Below are 16,349 nucleotides of genomic sequence, written 5' to 3' on the forward strand. Positions count from 1 at the left end.
GGCGTCTGGGAGTCCGCGAAGAACTGCATGCGCAACTACCTCATCCTCAAGGAGCGCGCCGCGGCCTTCCGCAACGACCCCGCCGTCCAGGAAGCGCTCACCGCCTCCCGCCTCGACGAGCTCGCACAGCCCACCGCCGCCGACGGCCTCAAGGGCCTCCTCGCCGACACCTCCGCCTACGAGGACTTCGACGTCGACGCCGCCGCCCAGCGCTCCATGGCCTTCGAAGCCCTCGACCAGCTCGCCCTGGACCACCTCCTCGGCGTCCGCTGACCCCAACGGACGGGGTGTCCCGCGCACGGTCGCGCGGGACACCCCCCGCCGGGTACGGAACCAGCCGGACCCGTACCCCGGAGCACCCAACTCCCCGGGACACAGTCGTCTCCGGGAGTCCGGCCCACTCCCCACGCAAGGGCACCCCCGTGACAGCACACATAACGGACGGATCGCGCCAGCGGCGCCGCCGTCTCGACCGGCGGGTCATCGTCCCGCTCACCGTTGTCTCCGCGCTCGTCGGCGCCGTCGCCCTCTCGGGCTGTGGCTCCCAGCGGGACGCGAGCGTGTTCACCGTCCTGAACTCCTCGACGGACGACTCGTATCACGGCTGGGACGCCGCGACCCTGAAGCGCTGCAGCGCGCAGCTGGGCGTCACCATCGAGCAGCAGTCCGTCCCCGCCGCGCAGGTCATGACGAAGTCGCTGCGCATGGCTTCCTCGAAGTCGCTGCCCGACATCATCCAGTTCGACGGCTCCGAGATGCCGACGTTCGCCGAGACCGGCGGTCTGCTGGACCTGAAGAAGCTGGGCGTCTCCACCGCGGACATCCCCCAGGGCATCCTCGACTACGGCTCGTACAAGGGCACGTACTACGGAGCGGCGCGCACGGTGAACACCCTCGCGCTCTTCTACAACAAGGACATCCTCGACAAGGCCGGCCTGCCGGTGCCCACCACCTGGGCCGAGATGCAGTCGACCGCCAAGAAGCTCACCAAGAAGGGGAGCTACGGCGTCGCGCTCAGCGCGGGCGGCGCGGAGGACGGCGTCTACCAGTTCACGCCGTTCATGTGGTCCAACGGCGGCGACGAGACCGATCTCGACTCGCCCGAGGTGGTCGGGGCCCTGGACTACTGGAAGTCCCTCCTCAAGGACGGCTCCCTCTCCAAGTCCACGGTCAACTGGACCCAGGCCGACGTCAACGACCAGTTCATGGCGGGCAACGCGGCCATGATGATCAACGGTCCGTGGCAGGTCGAGACGCTCAACACGAAGAAGAACCTGCACTGGGGCATCGCGCAGATCCCGGTACCGAAGGCCGGCGACGACTCGGTGGGTCCGCTGGGCGGCGGCATGCTGACCATCCCGGACGTCGGTGACACCGCGCGGGAGAAGACCTCCGCGAAGATCGTCAACTGCATGACCAGCGAGCAGGAGGAAGTCACCTACGCGCTGAACAGCTGGATGATCCCGGCCAACGAGAAGGCCGCCGCCGTGTGGCGCACGAAGGTGCCGTCGCTCAGCTCGCTCGCCGACCAGGTGGCCACCGCCCGCTCGCGTACCGCGAAGCTCGGCTCCGGCTGGACCTCCGTGTCGCTCGCGCTGCAGAGCGCCTTCCAGTCGGCCCTCACCGGGCAGTCCAGTGAGTCGGCCCTCCACCACGCTCAGCAGCGTGTCGAGAGCGGGAACTGAGGTATCTGAACATGTCATCCACCGCTGCCTCCGCACCCGCCGGCTCCGCACCCGCGAGCACCGCACCCAACGCTGCCCCCGTGGCGAAGGTCCCGAAGCCCGGCTCGCTCAAGCGCCGCCGCACGCTGGCCCAGTGGGGGTTCATCGCCCCCGCCGTGATCTTCATGCTGCTGTTCTTCGGCTACCCGCTCGTCCGCAACGTCGTGATGAGCTTCCAGCACTACACGCCGTCCACCTTCTTCACGGGTGAGGCGCCCTTCAACGGGTTCGACAACTGGAAGAACGTCTTCCAGGACGACCTGTTCGGCAAGGCCCTCTGGCAGACCATCCTCTTCACGATCGGCTCGCTGATCGGACAGTTCTGCATCGGCCTGGCTCTCGCGGTGTTCTTCAACCGCCGCTTCCCTCTCAACGGGGTGCTGCGGTCGCTGATCCTGCTGCCCTGGCTGGTCCCGATGGTCGTCTCCGGTGTCGTCTGGCGCCGCATCCTCGACCAGGACACCGGGGTGCTCAACTCCTTCCTGGGCCTGTTCGGTGCCGGTGACACCCCCTGGCTGAGCAGCACCGGCATGGCGCTGATCTCGGTCATCATGGTGAACATCTGGATCGGTATCCCGTTCAACATGGTGATCCTCTACGGCGGCCTCCAGGAGGTCCCGAAGGAGATGTACGAGGCGGCCTCGCTGGACGGTGCCTCCGCCTGGCGCCAGTTCCGCTCGATCACCCTGCCGCTGCTCAAGCCGGTCATCACCGTGGTGCTGGTGCTGGGCTTCATGTCGACCGTCAAGATCCTGGACCTGGTCCTGGCCCTGACGGACGGCGGTCCCGCCGACTCGACCCAGACGCTGGGCACCCTGACGTACCAGAACTCCTTCGCCCAGCTGGACTTCGGCGCGGGCGCGGTGGTCGGCAACATCCTGATCCTGATCTCCGCGGTCTTCGCGGTGTTCTACCTGCGGGCCAACCGCAACGAGGGGAAGTGAACGGCATGGCGACCACCACTCCCGCCGTTTCGGCCCGTACCGCGGGCGGGCCGGCCGAGAACAAGCCGAAGCGCCACTGGGGCGCGATGATCATCGGGATCGTCATCCTCTGCGTGATGCTGTTCCCGCTCTACTGGATGGTCAACACGGCCCTCCAGCCGGAGTCGGGTCTGCTGGAGGTCTCCCCCGTCCCGCACAGCCTGGACTTCTCGGGCTTCAGCGACGCGTTCAAGGAGCAGGGCGGGCACCTGCTGACGTCGCTCGGTGTCGCGCTCGGCGCCGTGGTCATCTGCCTCGCGTTCTCCGCTCCGGCCGCCTACGGGCTCGCCCAGTTCAAGCTGCGCGGCACGAAGACCGTCGTGTTCGGCACCCTGATCACGCAGATGGTCCCCGGCATCGTCATCGCCAACGCCCTGTACAGCGCCTACGTGGACCTGGGGCTGGTCAACTCGTACGCCGGTCTGATGCTGGCGGACGCCTCGCTGGGCATCCCGTTCGCGATCGTGCTGATGCGCTCGTTCATGGTGGCGATCCCGCGCGAGGTCATCGAGGCGGCCGAGGTCGACGGCGCGGGCAAGTTCCGTACCTTTGTCCAGGTTGTTCTGCCGATGAGCCGCAACTCCCTCATCACGGCGGGGCTGTTCTCGTTCCTGTACGCGTGGAGCGATTTCATGTTTGCCCTCACACTGAACACCACGGACGACGTGAAGCCGATCACCCTCGGCATCTACCAGTACATCGGTGCGCACGTCGGAGACTGGGGCTCGGTCATGTCCGCGGCGGTTCTGTCGGCGATCCCGGCTGCCGTGCTGCTCGTCCTGTCCCAGAAGTACATCGCCGCCGGGATTACCGGCGGCTCGGTCAAGTAAGGGCTTTTCATGAGTGAGTTCCCTGTCTTCCCTCCGGGTTTCGTCTTCGGTGCGGCCACCGCGTCGTACCAGATCGAAGGCGCGGTGGCCGAGGACGGCCGCGGCCCCTCCATCTGGGACACCTACAGCCACACGCCGGGACGTACGGACGGCGGCGACACGGGTGACGTGGCCTGCGACCACTACCACCGCTACCCCGAGGACGTGGCGCTCCTGCGCGACCTGGGCGTGGACTCGTACCGCTTCTCCATAGCCTGGCCGCGCATCCAGCCGACCGGCAGCGGCCCGGCCAACGCCAAGGGCCTGGACTTCTACTCCCGTCTGGTCGACAACCTGCTCGAAGCGGGCATCGAGCCCGCCGCCACCCTCTACCACTGGGACCTTCCGCAGGCCCTGGAGGACAAGGGCGGCTGGCGCGTGCGCGAGACCGCCGAGCGCTTCGGCGAGTTCACCGCGATCATGGCCGAGCACCTGGCCGACCGGGTGCCGCGCTGGATCACCCTCAACGAGCCCTGGTGCAGCGCCTTCCTCGGCTACTCGGTGGGCCGGCACGCCCCGGGCGCCAAGGAGGGTACCGGCGCGCTGGCCGCCGCCCACCACCTGCTGGTCGGCCACGGCCTGGCCATGAAGGAGCTGCGCGCCGCGGGCGTCCGCGAGGCGGGCATCACCCTCAACCTGGACCGCAACCTGCCGGCCGCCGACACCGACGCCGACCGCGGCGCGGTGCTCCGCGCGGACACCCAGCACAACCTGGTGTGGACCGAGCCGATCCTCGCCGGCCGCTACCCGGCCAGTGACGAGGAGACCTGGGGCGAGCTCATCACCGACCAGGACTTCCGTCTCGACGGCGACCTGGAGCTGATCTCCCAGCCGCTGGACTTCCTGGGCATCAACTACTACCGCCCGATCGTCGTCGCCGACGCCCCGTACCGCGAGGCCGACCCGGCGCTGCGCGTGGCGACCGACAACCGGCTCCGCGAGACGGAGTACCCGGACGTCCGCCGCACCGCGATGGGCTGGCCGGTCGTCCCGGAGACCTTCACCGATCTGCTGACGGATCTGAAGAAGACCTACGGCGAGGCACTGCCGCCCATCCACATCACGGAGAACGGCTCGGCCGAGTACGACACCGTCGACGAGGACGGCGCCGTGCACGACACGGACCGCGTCGAGTACCTGCGCGACCACCTGACGGCCCTCAAGGCCGCCATGGACGCCGGGGTGGAGGTCCAGGGCTACTACGTCTGGTCGCTGCTGGACAACTTCGAGTGGGCGCTGGGCTACGCGAAGCGGTTCGGGATCATCCGGGTCGACTACGACACCCAGGAGCGCACCCCGAAGGACAGCTACCGCTGGTACCAGGAGCTGATCAAGGCCCACCGGAAGTAGCGGGGCCCGGCTCCGGGTCCTGACCCCCGGAGCCATCGGATGCGGGGCCGTACGGCGTGTTGGTGAACACGCCGTACGGCCCCGCTTCCGTGTGCCCCGTGCCGCGCGGCGGGCGGGAGTTCAGAAGCGGACCAGTTCCAGCGCCTGCTTCAGGTTGTGCTCGGCGATGCCCGCCATGAAGGCCCGGTCGGGGAAGTCCCCGTCGAGCAGCCGCAGCGGTCCCGCCGTCAGCGAAAGCCGCTGGGCGAGCATGTACAGCGCCAGCCGGTCCTCGTCCAGCCCGTCCGCCTCCAGCGGCCGGTAGGCGTCGTGCAGGCGGATGCGCAGGAACACGTGCTCCCACTCGACGTCGAAGTACATCACCCCCTCGATGTCGATCACCACGGGGTTGCCGTCGGCGTCCACCCGCACGTGGTCGGGGCCCAGTTCGCCGTGGACGACCGCGTACTCCGCGCGCGGCCGCACCGCCGCCGCCAGGCCGAGCAGCCGTTCTTCCAGCCGGTCGCGGGCGTCGGCGATCCGGGGATCCCGCGAGGCCGCCTCGGCGAGGTCGCGCAGCGCACGACCGAGAACCACCTCCTCGCACGAGGAACCGCGTGACGTTCCTCCGCCGTCGACCACGGCCACCTTGCCGTAGGCCGGTGCCCGGTGGGCCCGCATCGCCTTCAGCGACTCCGCGAGCCGGTCCAGGACCGGACCGGCGGCGTGCCGGTCGCGCACCAGCAGTTCCTCCAGGCTCTCTCCCCGGAGGTCCTCGACGATCGCCAGGCCGGCCGGGCCATGGGTCCCGCCTTCGTCGAGGAGGCGGATCGCCGGCACGCGGACACCGAGGGCGTCGAGACGCGCGTGCGCGGCGCGGAACAGATCGATCCCGAGACCGGGCGAGAACGGGTCGGCGAGGTCGTCGTCGCCCTCGGCGGCGGGCCAGTAGTTCTCGTCCTCGTCCCACAGGTAGGCGACCACCGCCGTCGCGTCGTCCATCACCAGGCGGTACACGCCCTTCTTGCTGCCGCCCGTGACCCGTTCGACCGCCGCCAGCCGTCGCCCGCCGCCCAGCGCGGCCCGCGCCGCGTCCGCCAGCCGCTCCCTCGTCCCCGCCCCGGGTGCCACGTTCCGAACCGCCTCTCCCCGCCACGACGGTCGCGGCGCCCCGGGCACCGTACCCACACGCGGCAGGGGCCGCACCCCCGCCGGACTCTCGTCCGGGGTGGTGCGGCCCCTTCGTCGGCTCTTCACGGCGCGTGGTGGGCGCCGCTCGGGCCTACTTGCGGATCAGGCTGCGGAGCACGTACTGCAGGATGCCGCCGTTGCGGTAGTAGTCCGCCTCGCCGGGGGTGTCGATGCGGACGACGCCGTCGAACTCCACACCGGTGTCGGTGGTGACCTTGACCGTGCGCGGGGTGGTGCCGTCGTTCAGCACGGTCACGCCGGTGAAGGAGAAGGTCTCCTCGCCGGTGAGGCCGAGGGTCTCGGCGGTCTGGCCCTCCGGGAACTGGAGCGGCAGGACGCCCATGCCGATGAGGTTCGAGCGGTGGATGCGCTCGTACGACTCGGCGATGACGGCCTTGACGCCCAGCAGCGCGGTGCCCTTGGCGGCCCAGTCGCGGGACGAGCCGGAGCCGTACTCCTTACCCGCCAGGATGACCAGCGGGGTGCCGGCGGCCTGGTAGTTCTGGGAGGCGTCGTAGATGAACGACACGGGGGCCTCGCCCGCGGACGCACCCTGGGTGAAGTCGCGGGTGAAGCCGCCCTCGGTGCCCGGCGCGATCTGGTTGCGCAGGCGGATGTTGGCGAACGTGCCGCGGATCATGACCTCGTGGTTACCACGGCGCGAGCCGTAGGAGTTGAAGTCACGACGCTCGATGCCGTGCTCGGTGAGGTACTTGCCGGCCGGGGTGTCGGCCTTGATCGCACCGGCCGGGGAGATGTGGTCGGTGGTGACCGAGTCGCCGAGCTTGGCGAGCACCCGGGCGCCGGTGATGTCGACGACCGGGGTCGTCTCCATCGTCATGCCCTCGAAGTACGGGGGCTTGCGGACGTAGGTGGACTCGGAGTCCCACTCGAAGGTGTTGCCGGTCGGGATCGGCAGCGCCTGCCACTGGGCGTCGCCCGCGAAGACGTCCTGGTAGGACTTGTTGAACATGTCCTCGCCGATGGAGTTGGCGACGACGTCGTTCACCTCGGCCTCGGAGGGCCAGATGTCCGCCAGGAAGACGGGCTTGCCTTCCTGGTCGACGCCGAGGGCGTCCTTGGTGATGTCGACCTTCATCGAACCGGCGATGGCGTACGCGACGACCAGCGGCGGGGACGCCAGGTAGTTCATCTTGACGTCGGGGTTGATCCGGCCCTCGAAGTTGCGGTTGCCGGAGAGCACCGAGGTGACGGCCAGGTCGTGCTCGTTGACCGCCTTGGAGACCTCTTCCGGCAGCGGGCCGGAGTTGCCGATGCAGGTGGTGCAGCCGTAGCCGACGAGGTTGAAGCCGACCTTGTCGAGGTACGGCGTCAGGCCCGCCTTGTCGAAGTAGTCGGTGACGACCTTCGAGCCCGGGGCGAGGGTGGTCTTGACCCACGGCTTGCGGGTCAGGCCCTTCTCGACCGCCTTCTTCGCCACGAGCGCCGCGGCGACCATGACGTAGGGGTTCGAGGTGTTGGTGCAGGAGGTGATCGCGGCGACGGTGACGGCGCCGTGGTCGATCTCGTACGTCGTGCCGTCGGGGGCCGTGACCGTGGTCGGGTTCGACGGGACGCCGTTGGAGGCGGCCGGGGCGTCGGAGGCCGGGAAGGACTCCTTGCCCGACTCCTCGTCGTCCGAGACGTAGTTGCGCACGTCCTGGGCGAACTGCGCCTTGGCGTCGGCGAGGACGATGCGGTCCTGCGGGCGCTTCGGGCCGGCGATCGAGGGGACGACCGTGGAGAGGTCGAGCTCCAGCTTCTCGGAGAAGTCCGGCTCGGCGGCCGGGTCCAGCCAGAGGCCCTGCTCCTTGGCGTACGCCTCGACGAGGGCGACCTGCTGGGCGTCACGGCCGGTCAGGCGCAGGTAGTTCAGGGTCTCGTCGTCGATCGGGAAGATCGCGGCGGTGGAACCGAACTCCGGCGACATGTTGCCGATGGTGGCGCGGTTGGCGAGCGAGGTGGCGGCGACGCCCTCACCGTAGAACTCGACGAACTTGCCGACGACGCCGTGCTTGCGCAGCATCTCGGTGATCGTGAGGACGAGGTCGGTGGCGGTCGTACCGGCCGGCAGCTCGCCGGTCAGCTTGAAGCCGACGACGCGCGGGATGAGCATGGAGACCGGCTGGCCGAGCATCGCGGCCTCGGCCTCGATGCCGCCGACGCCCCAGCCCAGCACGCCGAGGCCGTTGACCATCGTGGTGTGCGAGTCGGTGCCGACGAGGGTGTCGGGGTACGCCTGGCCGCCGCGGACCATGACCGTGCGGGCCAGGTGCTCGATGTTGACCTGGTGCACGATGCCGGTGCCCGGGGGGACGACCTTGAACTCGTCGAAGGCGGTCTGGCCCCAGCGCAGGAACTGGTAGCGCTCCTTGTTGCGGCCGTACTCCAGCTCGACGTTCTGGGCGAACGCGTCGTTGGTGCCGAACTTGTCGGCGATGACGGAGTGGTCGATGACCAGCTCGGCCGGGGCCAGCGGGTTGATCTTCGCCGGGTCGCCGCCGAGCTCCTTCACGGCCTCACGCATGGTGGCGAGGTCCACGACGCAGGGAACGCCGGTGAAGTCCTGCATGATCACGCGGGCCGGCGTGAACTGGATCTCCTGGCTCGGCTGGGCCTGGGAGTCCCAGCCGCCCAGCGCCCGGATGTGGTCGGCGGTGATGTTCGCGCCGTCCTCGGTGCGGAGGAGGTTCTCCAGCAGCACCTTCAGGCTGTACGGGAGGCGGGCGGAGCCCTCCACCTTGTCCAGCCGGAAGATCTCGTACGACTCGTCGCCCACGCGCAGCGTGCTGCGGGCGTCGAAGCTGTTCGCCGACACGACAGTCTCCTTCATCAATGTGCGCGTACTACCGCGCCGCGCCTCACTCACGGCGGGCGCCGTGTGGTGCCGCCTACGACCTCTCGCCGATCCGCTAAGGTAAGGATTAGTTAGGTAACCCTTACCGGGCGGCGGCTGCGGTGCGCCTCGGCAGATATCTCGATGTCGAGATAACTCTAGTACATCGCCGTCGAACGGTCATGCCCGGGAGCCGGTCGAAGCAGTACGCCGAGCCGGCCTGGGCCATGTCCGACCGTGCGCGTCGGATCGGCGGCCGGCTGTCCGGTGCGGTGCGTCGCACGGCGGAGGCCGCCCGCGTACCGGAGGTACACGGGGGCGTCCGGCGCGACGCCGCGAGGTGCCGTGCCGGACACCCCCCTTCCGGCGGGAATGGTCGGACACGGCCTGGGCGAGTGCCGTACGCGGGCGTCGGCGGCATCGGCTGCCGGACCGTGCGACGGCGAGCGGGAGCGTCGGCACGCTCCGGACCGCTCCGGACCGCTCCAGACCGCTCCGGACCGCTTTGTACACCGCGCGGGCCACCGACGAAACGGATCGGGCCGCAGGGCGTGGAAGCTCAGCTTTCGAGGTCACCCGCCGGGCTGCGGCCGGGTGGGTGCAGCAGGGCGGTCCTGAACGACTCACGGTGCTCCGCCAGCCAGGTCTGCACACGGTCCCAGCGTTCCCATCGACCGCGCTCGGCCAGCGTCCGGAGATATACGGGGTCACCGTCGGCCACACGGCGGGCGACGAAGGCACGGCAGACCTCGGTGGCCTGCTCGATGACGCCCGGCAGCTCGGCACGGTCCTGCGGCGAGAGGCCGTAGCCGTCGGCCAGGACCGCCAGCCGCGTGGGCGCGTCCAGCCCGGAGGGGTAGAGGGCGGCCGCGGACGAGGGATCCGCCATGGGCACCCAGTAGCGGGCGGTCATGGCGACGTCCCAGAGGGGACGGCCCGGGGCTGCCAGGTCGAAATCGATCAGGGCGGCGGCACGGCCGTCGCGGAAGACGACGTTTTCGGGGCACACGTCGTTGTGGCACAGCATCGTTCCCCCCTCCGGGTCGGCCAGGTCCCCGGGCCATCCGGCACGGGAGTCGAATGCGACGGCCGCACCGGCCCCGTGCAGGCGCCGCAACAGGCGTCCCACCGAATCCAGGGCGCTCGTCGTCATCGCCCAGTCGGGGAACGGCGGCAGAGGCACCTCGCCGGGAACGAAAGTCAGCCGTTCCCGGCCGTCCTCGGTGAATCCGACAGGGGTCGGCGCCGCGTCGAAGCCGCGCTCCCCCAGTGCCAGGAGGTAGGCGTGCAGGGCGCGCGCGTGGCGCGGCGCCGGGCGCACCACCAGCGCACCACGCCGGAAGACCGCTCCCGCGTTCGCCATGCCCCCGACCAGCGCCTCACCCTCAGCCGTCACGACGATCACGCTACGGTCACATCGGCCCCGCGCGGGCGCGTTCCCGGAACTTCGCCGCGATCGCCTTTCGATCGGCCGGGGCAGGCACCACCGTGGCTGCGGACGGGGTCCGGGGCTCCACGACGAACGGTCAGCGCAGGCCGAAGTGCCGGACCCAGCCGGCCATGTCGGCGGTGGTCACGTTGCCGCCGCAGACCACCAGACCGAGCTTGGCCCGGTCACCGACGCGTTCCAGCACCCGGCGCGCTGCGGGCAGCAGGCATCCGGCGGCGGGTTCGGCCCAGACCTTCGCGTGCTCGGCCAGGTCGAGAGAGCCCTGGACGGCCTCGGCGTCGGTGACGGTGAGGACGTCGGTGACGAGTGCGGAGACGTGCTCGTGGGTGAGTGGTGAGGCGCTGGGGGCGCTCAGCGTCGAGACGATCGAGGAGAGTTCGACGGGAACCGGCCCGCCGCCGGCCAGGGCCGCCGACATGGCTTGCGCGCCTTCCGTTTCCACACCCCAGATCCGTACCCCGGGCCGGCGCGCGTGCAGCGCGGTGGCCATGCCCGCGACGAGTCCCCCGCCGCCGATGCTGACGAGTACGTCGGTGAGCTCCCCGGCGTCCTCCGCGAGTTCCAGGCCGACCGTGCCCTGGGCGGCGATCACGACGGGATCGTCGAAAGGGTGGACCAGGGTGAGACCCTTGGTCCGGAATTCGTCCACCAGCGCGAACGCCTCGCCCATGGTGTCGGTGAGGACGACGCTCGCTCCGGCGGACTCGGCGATGCGCACGGCGCGGCCAGGGGCGGACCGCGGCATGACGATGGTCGCTTCGATGCCCAGCGCGCCGGCCATGACCGCGACCCCGATGCCGTGGTTGCCGCCGCTCACCGCGACGACCCCGGCGGCCCGTTCGGTCGGACCGAGCGCGAGCAGCTTCGCCGTCGCGCCGCGCGCCTTGAAGGATCCGGTGCGCTGGAGCAGTTCCAGTTTCACGGTGACCTGAGCGCCCAGGAAGGCGGACAGCCCGGGGCTCGGCACCGTCGGAGTCCGTACGACGTGCCCCGCGATCCGCTCGGCCGCGGCTTCCACGTCAGCAACAGTGATCAGCACGTTCGCCCCGTCGTCCGACCCGAAGTGCGGTGACCGGGATCCGCGTCGCCCTCGGCGGAGGGGGCGGCCACGCGGCCACGCCGCCGCGCATCGGGATCCAGCGCGCGGCAACCGGATCATCCTACGCCGCGCGCCTCCGGCCGGCCCGGTCCGTTCGGCCCAATCCATTCGGCCCGCGCCCGGGTCGGGCGCCCCGGTTCGCCTCCTGCCGCACCCCGCCGCGGCGGGGACGGACATCTCCACCGGCGGCCGGGTGGCGCGATGTCCCGCGCGATCGGCGCCCCGGCCATCGGCCCCGTCCCCCGACGCGCACGGCGCGCCCCCGGGCATCGGCCCCGCCCTCTCCCGACGAGGTAGAGCCGCTCGACCGAGACGTGTATCGCGATATAGCGTAGGCCTTCCTCCCGCGCTGCCGACGCGCGTCGCGGAAGCCCTTCGACAGCACCCCTTCGACAGCACCCCCTCGACCGCACCGGGACGGAAGAAGCATGCCGGGAGAGATTTCGCCCCTTTCGCCCAGCGGGAAGCACTCCGGACCGGTGCCCTCGCCCGAGTTGCGGGCCTCCCACGCGGACCGGGACCGAGTGGTGGACGTACTGACCGTCGCGGCGGGGGACGGCCTGCTCACCGCGGAGGAGCTGGACGAACGCCTGGAGACCGCCCTGTCGGCGCGGACCTTGGGCGAACTCGCCCTACTCACCGCTGACTTGCCGGCCACGCAGGCCGGCCTCGCCGGTACCGCGACGACCGCCGAGGTCAAGGATGTCGTCCGGATCGAGCAGGTGTTCAGCGGCCCGGTCGAGCGGGTGGGCCGCTGGGTGCTGCCCCGGCGGCTGGAACTCGCGGTGAGCTGGTGCGACGTGACCCTCGACCTCACCGAGGCCGTGATCACGCAGGACACCTTGCGCGTGGACGTCGCCATGGCCGGGAAGAAGCTGACGCTGGTCACGAGGCCGGGCATCGAGGTCGACGTCGACGGCCTGTCCCTGGCCCACTGCAAGCTCAGCCACCGCCGGGAACGAACCGCGCCGGACACGCCGACCATCCTGAGGGTCGAGCTGGTCGGGCAGAAGGCCCACGGCAAGGTCGTGGTACGGCCCGCGCGCCGGACGCTCGGCCAGTGGCTGCTCCGTAGACCGGCGCCCTTCTTGGCCTGACCACGTGGTCGGCATACGCGAGTCCTGGCCTGACCACGTGGTCGGCATACGCGAGTCCTGGCCTGACCACGTGGTCGGCGTACGCGAGCCGCCTCCGTCCCGGAGCCTCCTGAGACGCCTCAGTGCGGCGGGCGGTTTTGGACCGACGCCGCGGCCTCTTCGGCGAAGCCTCCGGTGATCGCCTCCCTGATCCGCCGCCCGAGCCGCCGCTCGTCGGCGGGAGAGCGGCGCAGCACGCCGTTCTCGGCCATCAGCGCGTGGAACTGCTGCTCGGCGTACGGGACGCCGGGCGGCAGCGCCGCGACGTGCCAGTGGAGGTGTGCGTTGCCCTGCTGGCTGCCGAGCGAGTACAGGTACGTCCGCTCGGGCGCGACGACGGTCTCGACGGCCCGCGCCACCAGCCGGACGACCTCCGTCAGCCGGTGGAACCCCTCTGCGTCGAGGTCCGCGACCACGTGTTCCAGGTGCTCCTTGGGTGCCACCAGCACCTTCGCCGGGAGGGTCGGCCAGCGGTCCAGGAACGCGATGTGCAGAGCGTCCTCGTACACCACCTCGTGCACGTACCCCCGCCTCCGGGCCACCGCCGCGCACACGAAGCACGGGCCGCGGCGGGCCCGCTCCTCGTACGCGGCCAGGTCGAAGGGTTCCTCCGGAACCTCGGCCGTCACGCGGGCGCCTCGGGGCGTGGCGGCAGCTCCAGGTCGGCGGTGATGGCGGTCTCCAGCTCGGCCATCGTGCGCGTGAACGCGTGCCGGAGGTCGATGTCGTAGAGGTGGGCCAGGACGAGGACGGACCACAGGCAGTCGGCGAGTTCGTGGGCGAGGGCGCCGGGCGCGGCGGTGGGGTGCGGCCGGGCGCCCTCCTCGGCCATCACGATCTTGGCGAGGTCGCCCACGTCCCCGACGAACCCGAGCATGAACTCCTCCCGGCTCCAGGTGCGGCCGCGGGCCGTGAGGTTGAGCCGGTCGTACAGCGCGTGGATCCGCATCGCGCGCTCCGTGAGGGCGTCGAGCCCGTCAGGTTCCTGGTCCACGTAGGGGCTGTACCCACGAGCAGAGGTGCCGCAACGCCCGGAGCGCCCGGTCCGGCCGAACCGTGACACGGGTCCCGAAAAAGGGCGACATCCCCGCCCGGGACGGGTGCCCATGCGTTCATGGAGCGATCGTGCAACCCTGACGGCGGGTCACCGTCACGCGCGGACCTCAGCACCCGTGCGATGGAGGCCCGTGGATCCCGGGTGCGCCCGCGCCGGTGCCACGAACGGCCGCACGGCGCTCCGGTCATCATTTCACCCGATTGCCCCGCCCGAACGCATGCACATCTCATATGTGAGATAGCCTGCCGACATGTCAGACGACTACCTCGTACGCATCGGCAAGCTCATCCGTGACGCCCGTCAGCACCGGGGCTGGACACAGACACAGTTGGCCGAGGCTCTCGCCACCAGCCAGAGCGCCGTCAACCGCATCGAGCGCGGCAACCAGAACATCAGCCTTGAGATGATCGCCCGCATCGGCGAGGCGCTCGACAGCGAGATCGTGTCGCTCGGCTACGCCGGTCCCATGCATCTGCGGGTCGTCGGCGGCCGACGCCTCTCGGGCGCCATCGACGTCAAGACGAGCAAGAACGCCTGCGTCGCCCTGCTCTGCGGCTCCCTCCTCAACAAGGGCCGCACCGTGCTCCGCCGTGTCGCCCGCATCGAAGAGGTCTTCCGGCTCCTGGAGGTCCTCAACTCCATCGGGGTACGCACCCGCTGGATCAACGACGGTGTGGACCTGGAGATCGTGCCGCCCGCGCAGCTGGACATGGAGGCGATCGACGCCGACGCCGCGCGCCGCACCCGCTCGATCATCATGTTCCTGGGCCCGCTGCTGCACCGCATGGACCAGTTCAAGTTGCCGTACGCCGGCGGCTGCGACCTCGGGACGCGCACGATCGAGCCGCACATGATCGCGCTGCGCCGCTTCGGCCTGGAGATCGCCGCGACGGACGGCCTCTACCACGCGCAGATCGACCACACCGTCACGCCCGGCCGCCCCATCGTGCTGACCGAACGCGGCGACACCGTGACCGAGAACGCACTGCTCGCCGCCGCCCGGCACGACGGCACCACCGTCATCCGCAACGCCTCCTCCAACTACATGGTCCAGGACCTCTGCTTCTTCCTGGAGGAGCTGGGCGTACGGGTGGACGGGGTCGGTACGACGACGCTGACCGTCCACGGCGTGCCGCAGATCGACGTGGACGTGGACTACTCCCCCTCCGAGGACCCGGTCGAGGCGATGAGCCTGCTGGCCGCGGCCGTGGTGACGGAGTCCGAGCTCACGATCCGCCGGGTGCCGATCGAGTTCCTGGAGATCGAGCTGGCCGTACTGGAGGAGATGGGCGTGGACTGCGCCCGTACCACCGAGTACGCGGCGGACAACGGCCGTACCCGGCTCGTGGACCTGACCGTGCGCCCCTCCAAGCTGGAAGCGCCGATCGACAAGATCCACCCGATGCCGTTCCCCGGCCTCAACATCGACAACGTGCCGTTCTTCGCGGCCATCGCAGCCTCCGCGCACGGCCAGACGCTGATCCACGACTGGGTCTACGACAACCGTGCCATCTACCTGACCGACCTCAACCGCCTCGGCGGCCGACTCCAGCTCCTCGACCCGCACCGCGTCCTCGTCGAAGGCCCGACCCGCTGGCGCGCGGCCGAGATGATGTGCCCGCCGGCACTCCGCCCGGCCGTCGTCGTCCTGCTCGCGATGATGGCGGCGGAGGGGACCTCCGTACTCCGCAACGTCTACGTGATCAACCGCGGTTACGAGGACCTGGCGGAGCGGCTCAACTCGGTGGGAGCGCAGATCGAGATCTTCCGCGACATCTGAGAAGCCTCGGGGGAAGCTCCGTCACGCCCATCCTGACCTGCACAAATGCGGGGCGCGGAGAGGCGTGACGGAGTTCCTGGGACTTCCAGGGCGTACACCTGCGACAAGGTCGGCAACCGCCTGACCTCCATCCTCGGCACCGCGTCCACCGGCTACGCCTACGACGACGCCGACCAGCTCACCTCCACAACGGCCGGAGCGGCCACCACCGCCTGCACGTACGACGCGGAAGGCAACCAGGCCCGGGCGGGCGACAGCACCTTCACCTGCGATCTGGCCGGGCGGATCTCCGCCGCCACCGTCGCGGGCGCCACCTACGACCACGACGCCAGCGGCAACCAGGTCACCACCGCCAAGGACGGCACGGTCACTCCCGCATCCAGTGGGACCCCAACGCCCCCTGCCGATGCTCGCCACCGAGTACAACAGCGCGTGGGCCGTCAGGCAGTCGTACCGCTACGACCCCCTCGGCCAGCCCGCCGCCACCAGAACCGGCGCAGGCGCGGTCTTCTACTACCACCACGACGCCCGGGGCTCCCCGCTCGACGTCACCAGCAGCACCGGCCCCCTCCACCAGCGCTGGGCCTACGCCCCCTACGGCACCCGCGTCCTGGGCGCCGTCACCACCGGCACCCCCGGAAAGTTGTCGCAGGACGCCTGCTGTACGGGAACGCTGCCGGACCGGCCCGGCCGCAAGCAGCACCGCACCTCACCTCACCTCACCCATGACGAAGTGCCAGTGGGGGTCTGTCGGGACCTCTCCGGGACTCCCGGCAGCATCGACGTGCACGCGCAGGAGACACCTGATAGATGATCCACGCAGGTCAACGCTCTGCGACCGTGTGTCGCCGCAGGCCATTGAGCCGCGCGGTGCCTGGCGAACAGCCCGACATCA

Annotated in this window: 13 protein-coding genes and 1 pseudogene; 8 read left to right on the forward strand and 6 right to left on the reverse strand. The window is 70.3% G+C overall.

The window, feature by feature from the left end:
* The 5 genes and pseudogenes from ACWD3D_RS01315 to ACWD3D_RS01335 form a co-directional block, all read left to right on the forward strand.
* Positions 1-273, forward strand: a pseudogene (locus ACWD3D_RS01315) (xylose isomerase); the annotation flags it as partial.
* A gap of 149 nt (positions 274-422) precedes the next feature.
* Entirely contained in the window at positions 423-1,685 is a 1,263-nt protein-coding gene (locus ACWD3D_RS01320) for an ABC transporter substrate-binding protein (protein ID WP_451458852.1), read from the forward strand.
* An 11-nt stretch (positions 1,686-1,696) separates the two neighbouring features.
* Entirely contained in the window at positions 1,697-2,668 is a 972-nt protein-coding gene (locus ACWD3D_RS01325) for a carbohydrate ABC transporter permease (RefSeq protein ID WP_451458853.1), read from the forward strand.
* A 5-nt stretch (positions 2,669-2,673) separates the two neighbouring features.
* Positions 2,674-3,537, forward strand: a complete 864-nt coding sequence (locus ACWD3D_RS01330; RefSeq protein ID WP_328718759.1) for a carbohydrate ABC transporter permease — start codon at positions 2,674-2,676, stop codon at positions 3,535-3,537.
* 9 nt (positions 3,538-3,546) lie between these two features.
* Positions 3,547-4,926, forward strand: coding sequence for a GH1 family beta-glucosidase (locus ACWD3D_RS01335; protein ID WP_451458854.1), 1,380 nt, complete (start codon positions 3,547-3,549; stop codon positions 4,924-4,926).
* A 120-nt stretch (positions 4,927-5,046) separates the two neighbouring features.
* Here the strand turns inward: ACWD3D_RS01335 and ACWD3D_RS01340 are convergent, their stop codons facing one another.
* The 4 genes from ACWD3D_RS01340 to ACWD3D_RS01355 form a co-directional block, all read right to left on the reverse strand.
* Positions 5,047-5,922 (reverse strand): phosphotransferase family protein, encoded by an 876-nt coding sequence (locus ACWD3D_RS01340; protein ID WP_451458897.1) that lies wholly within the window; start codon positions 5,920-5,922, stop codon positions 5,047-5,049.
* A 265-nt stretch (positions 5,923-6,187) separates the two neighbouring features.
* Positions 6,188-8,914, reverse strand: a complete 2,727-nt coding sequence (acnA, locus tag ACWD3D_RS01345; protein WP_451458855.1) for an aconitate hydratase AcnA — start codon at positions 8,912-8,914, stop codon at positions 6,188-6,190.
* Between the two features lie 577 nt (positions 8,915-9,491).
* Positions 9,492-10,337 (reverse strand): phosphotransferase family protein, encoded by an 846-nt coding sequence (locus ACWD3D_RS01350; protein WP_451458856.1) that lies wholly within the window; start codon positions 10,335-10,337, stop codon positions 9,492-9,494.
* 121 nt (positions 10,338-10,458) lie between these two features.
* Positions 10,459-11,418 carry a threonine ammonia-lyase gene (locus ACWD3D_RS01355; RefSeq protein ID WP_451458898.1) on the reverse strand — a complete coding sequence of 320 codons (960 nt, stop codon included), beginning with the start codon at positions 11,416-11,418 and terminating at the stop codon, positions 10,459-10,461.
* A 491-nt stretch (positions 11,419-11,909) separates the two neighbouring features.
* Here ACWD3D_RS01355 and ACWD3D_RS01360 point away from each other — a divergent pair, with 491 nt between their 5' ends.
* Positions 11,910-12,578, forward strand: coding sequence for a DUF1707 SHOCT-like domain-containing protein (locus ACWD3D_RS01360; protein ID WP_451458857.1), 669 nt, complete (start codon positions 11,910-11,912; stop codon positions 12,576-12,578).
* Between the two features lie 119 nt (positions 12,579-12,697).
* Here the strand turns inward: ACWD3D_RS01360 and ACWD3D_RS01365 are convergent, their stop codons facing one another.
* Together ACWD3D_RS01365 and ACWD3D_RS01370 are read right to left on the reverse strand one after the other, a co-directional pair.
* Positions 12,698-13,246 (reverse strand): HIT family protein, encoded by a 549-nt coding sequence (locus ACWD3D_RS01365; protein WP_451458858.1) that lies wholly within the window; start codon positions 13,244-13,246, stop codon positions 12,698-12,700.
* Entirely contained in the window at positions 13,243-13,611 is a 369-nt protein-coding gene (locus tag ACWD3D_RS01370) for a MazG nucleotide pyrophosphohydrolase domain-containing protein (RefSeq protein WP_451458859.1), read from the reverse strand. Before ACWD3D_RS01370 ends, ACWD3D_RS01365 begins: the two co-directional genes overlap by 4 nt.
* A 313-nt stretch (positions 13,612-13,924) precedes the next feature.
* Between ACWD3D_RS01370 and ACWD3D_RS01375 the strand changes: the two genes are divergently transcribed.
* The gene (locus tag ACWD3D_RS01375; RefSeq protein ID WP_387367443.1) at positions 13,925-15,454 is read left to right on the forward strand and encodes a helix-turn-helix domain-containing protein; all 1,530 of its coding nucleotides are present in this window, start codon (positions 13,925-13,927) and stop codon (positions 15,452-15,454) included.
* 382 nt (positions 15,455-15,836) lie between these two features.
* Entirely contained in the window at positions 15,837-16,268 is a 432-nt protein-coding gene (locus ACWD3D_RS01380) for a hypothetical protein (protein WP_451458860.1), read from the forward strand.
* Positions 16,269-16,349: the final 81 nt, after the last annotated feature.

Source organism: Streptomyces sp. NPDC002690 (assembly GCF_053592415.1).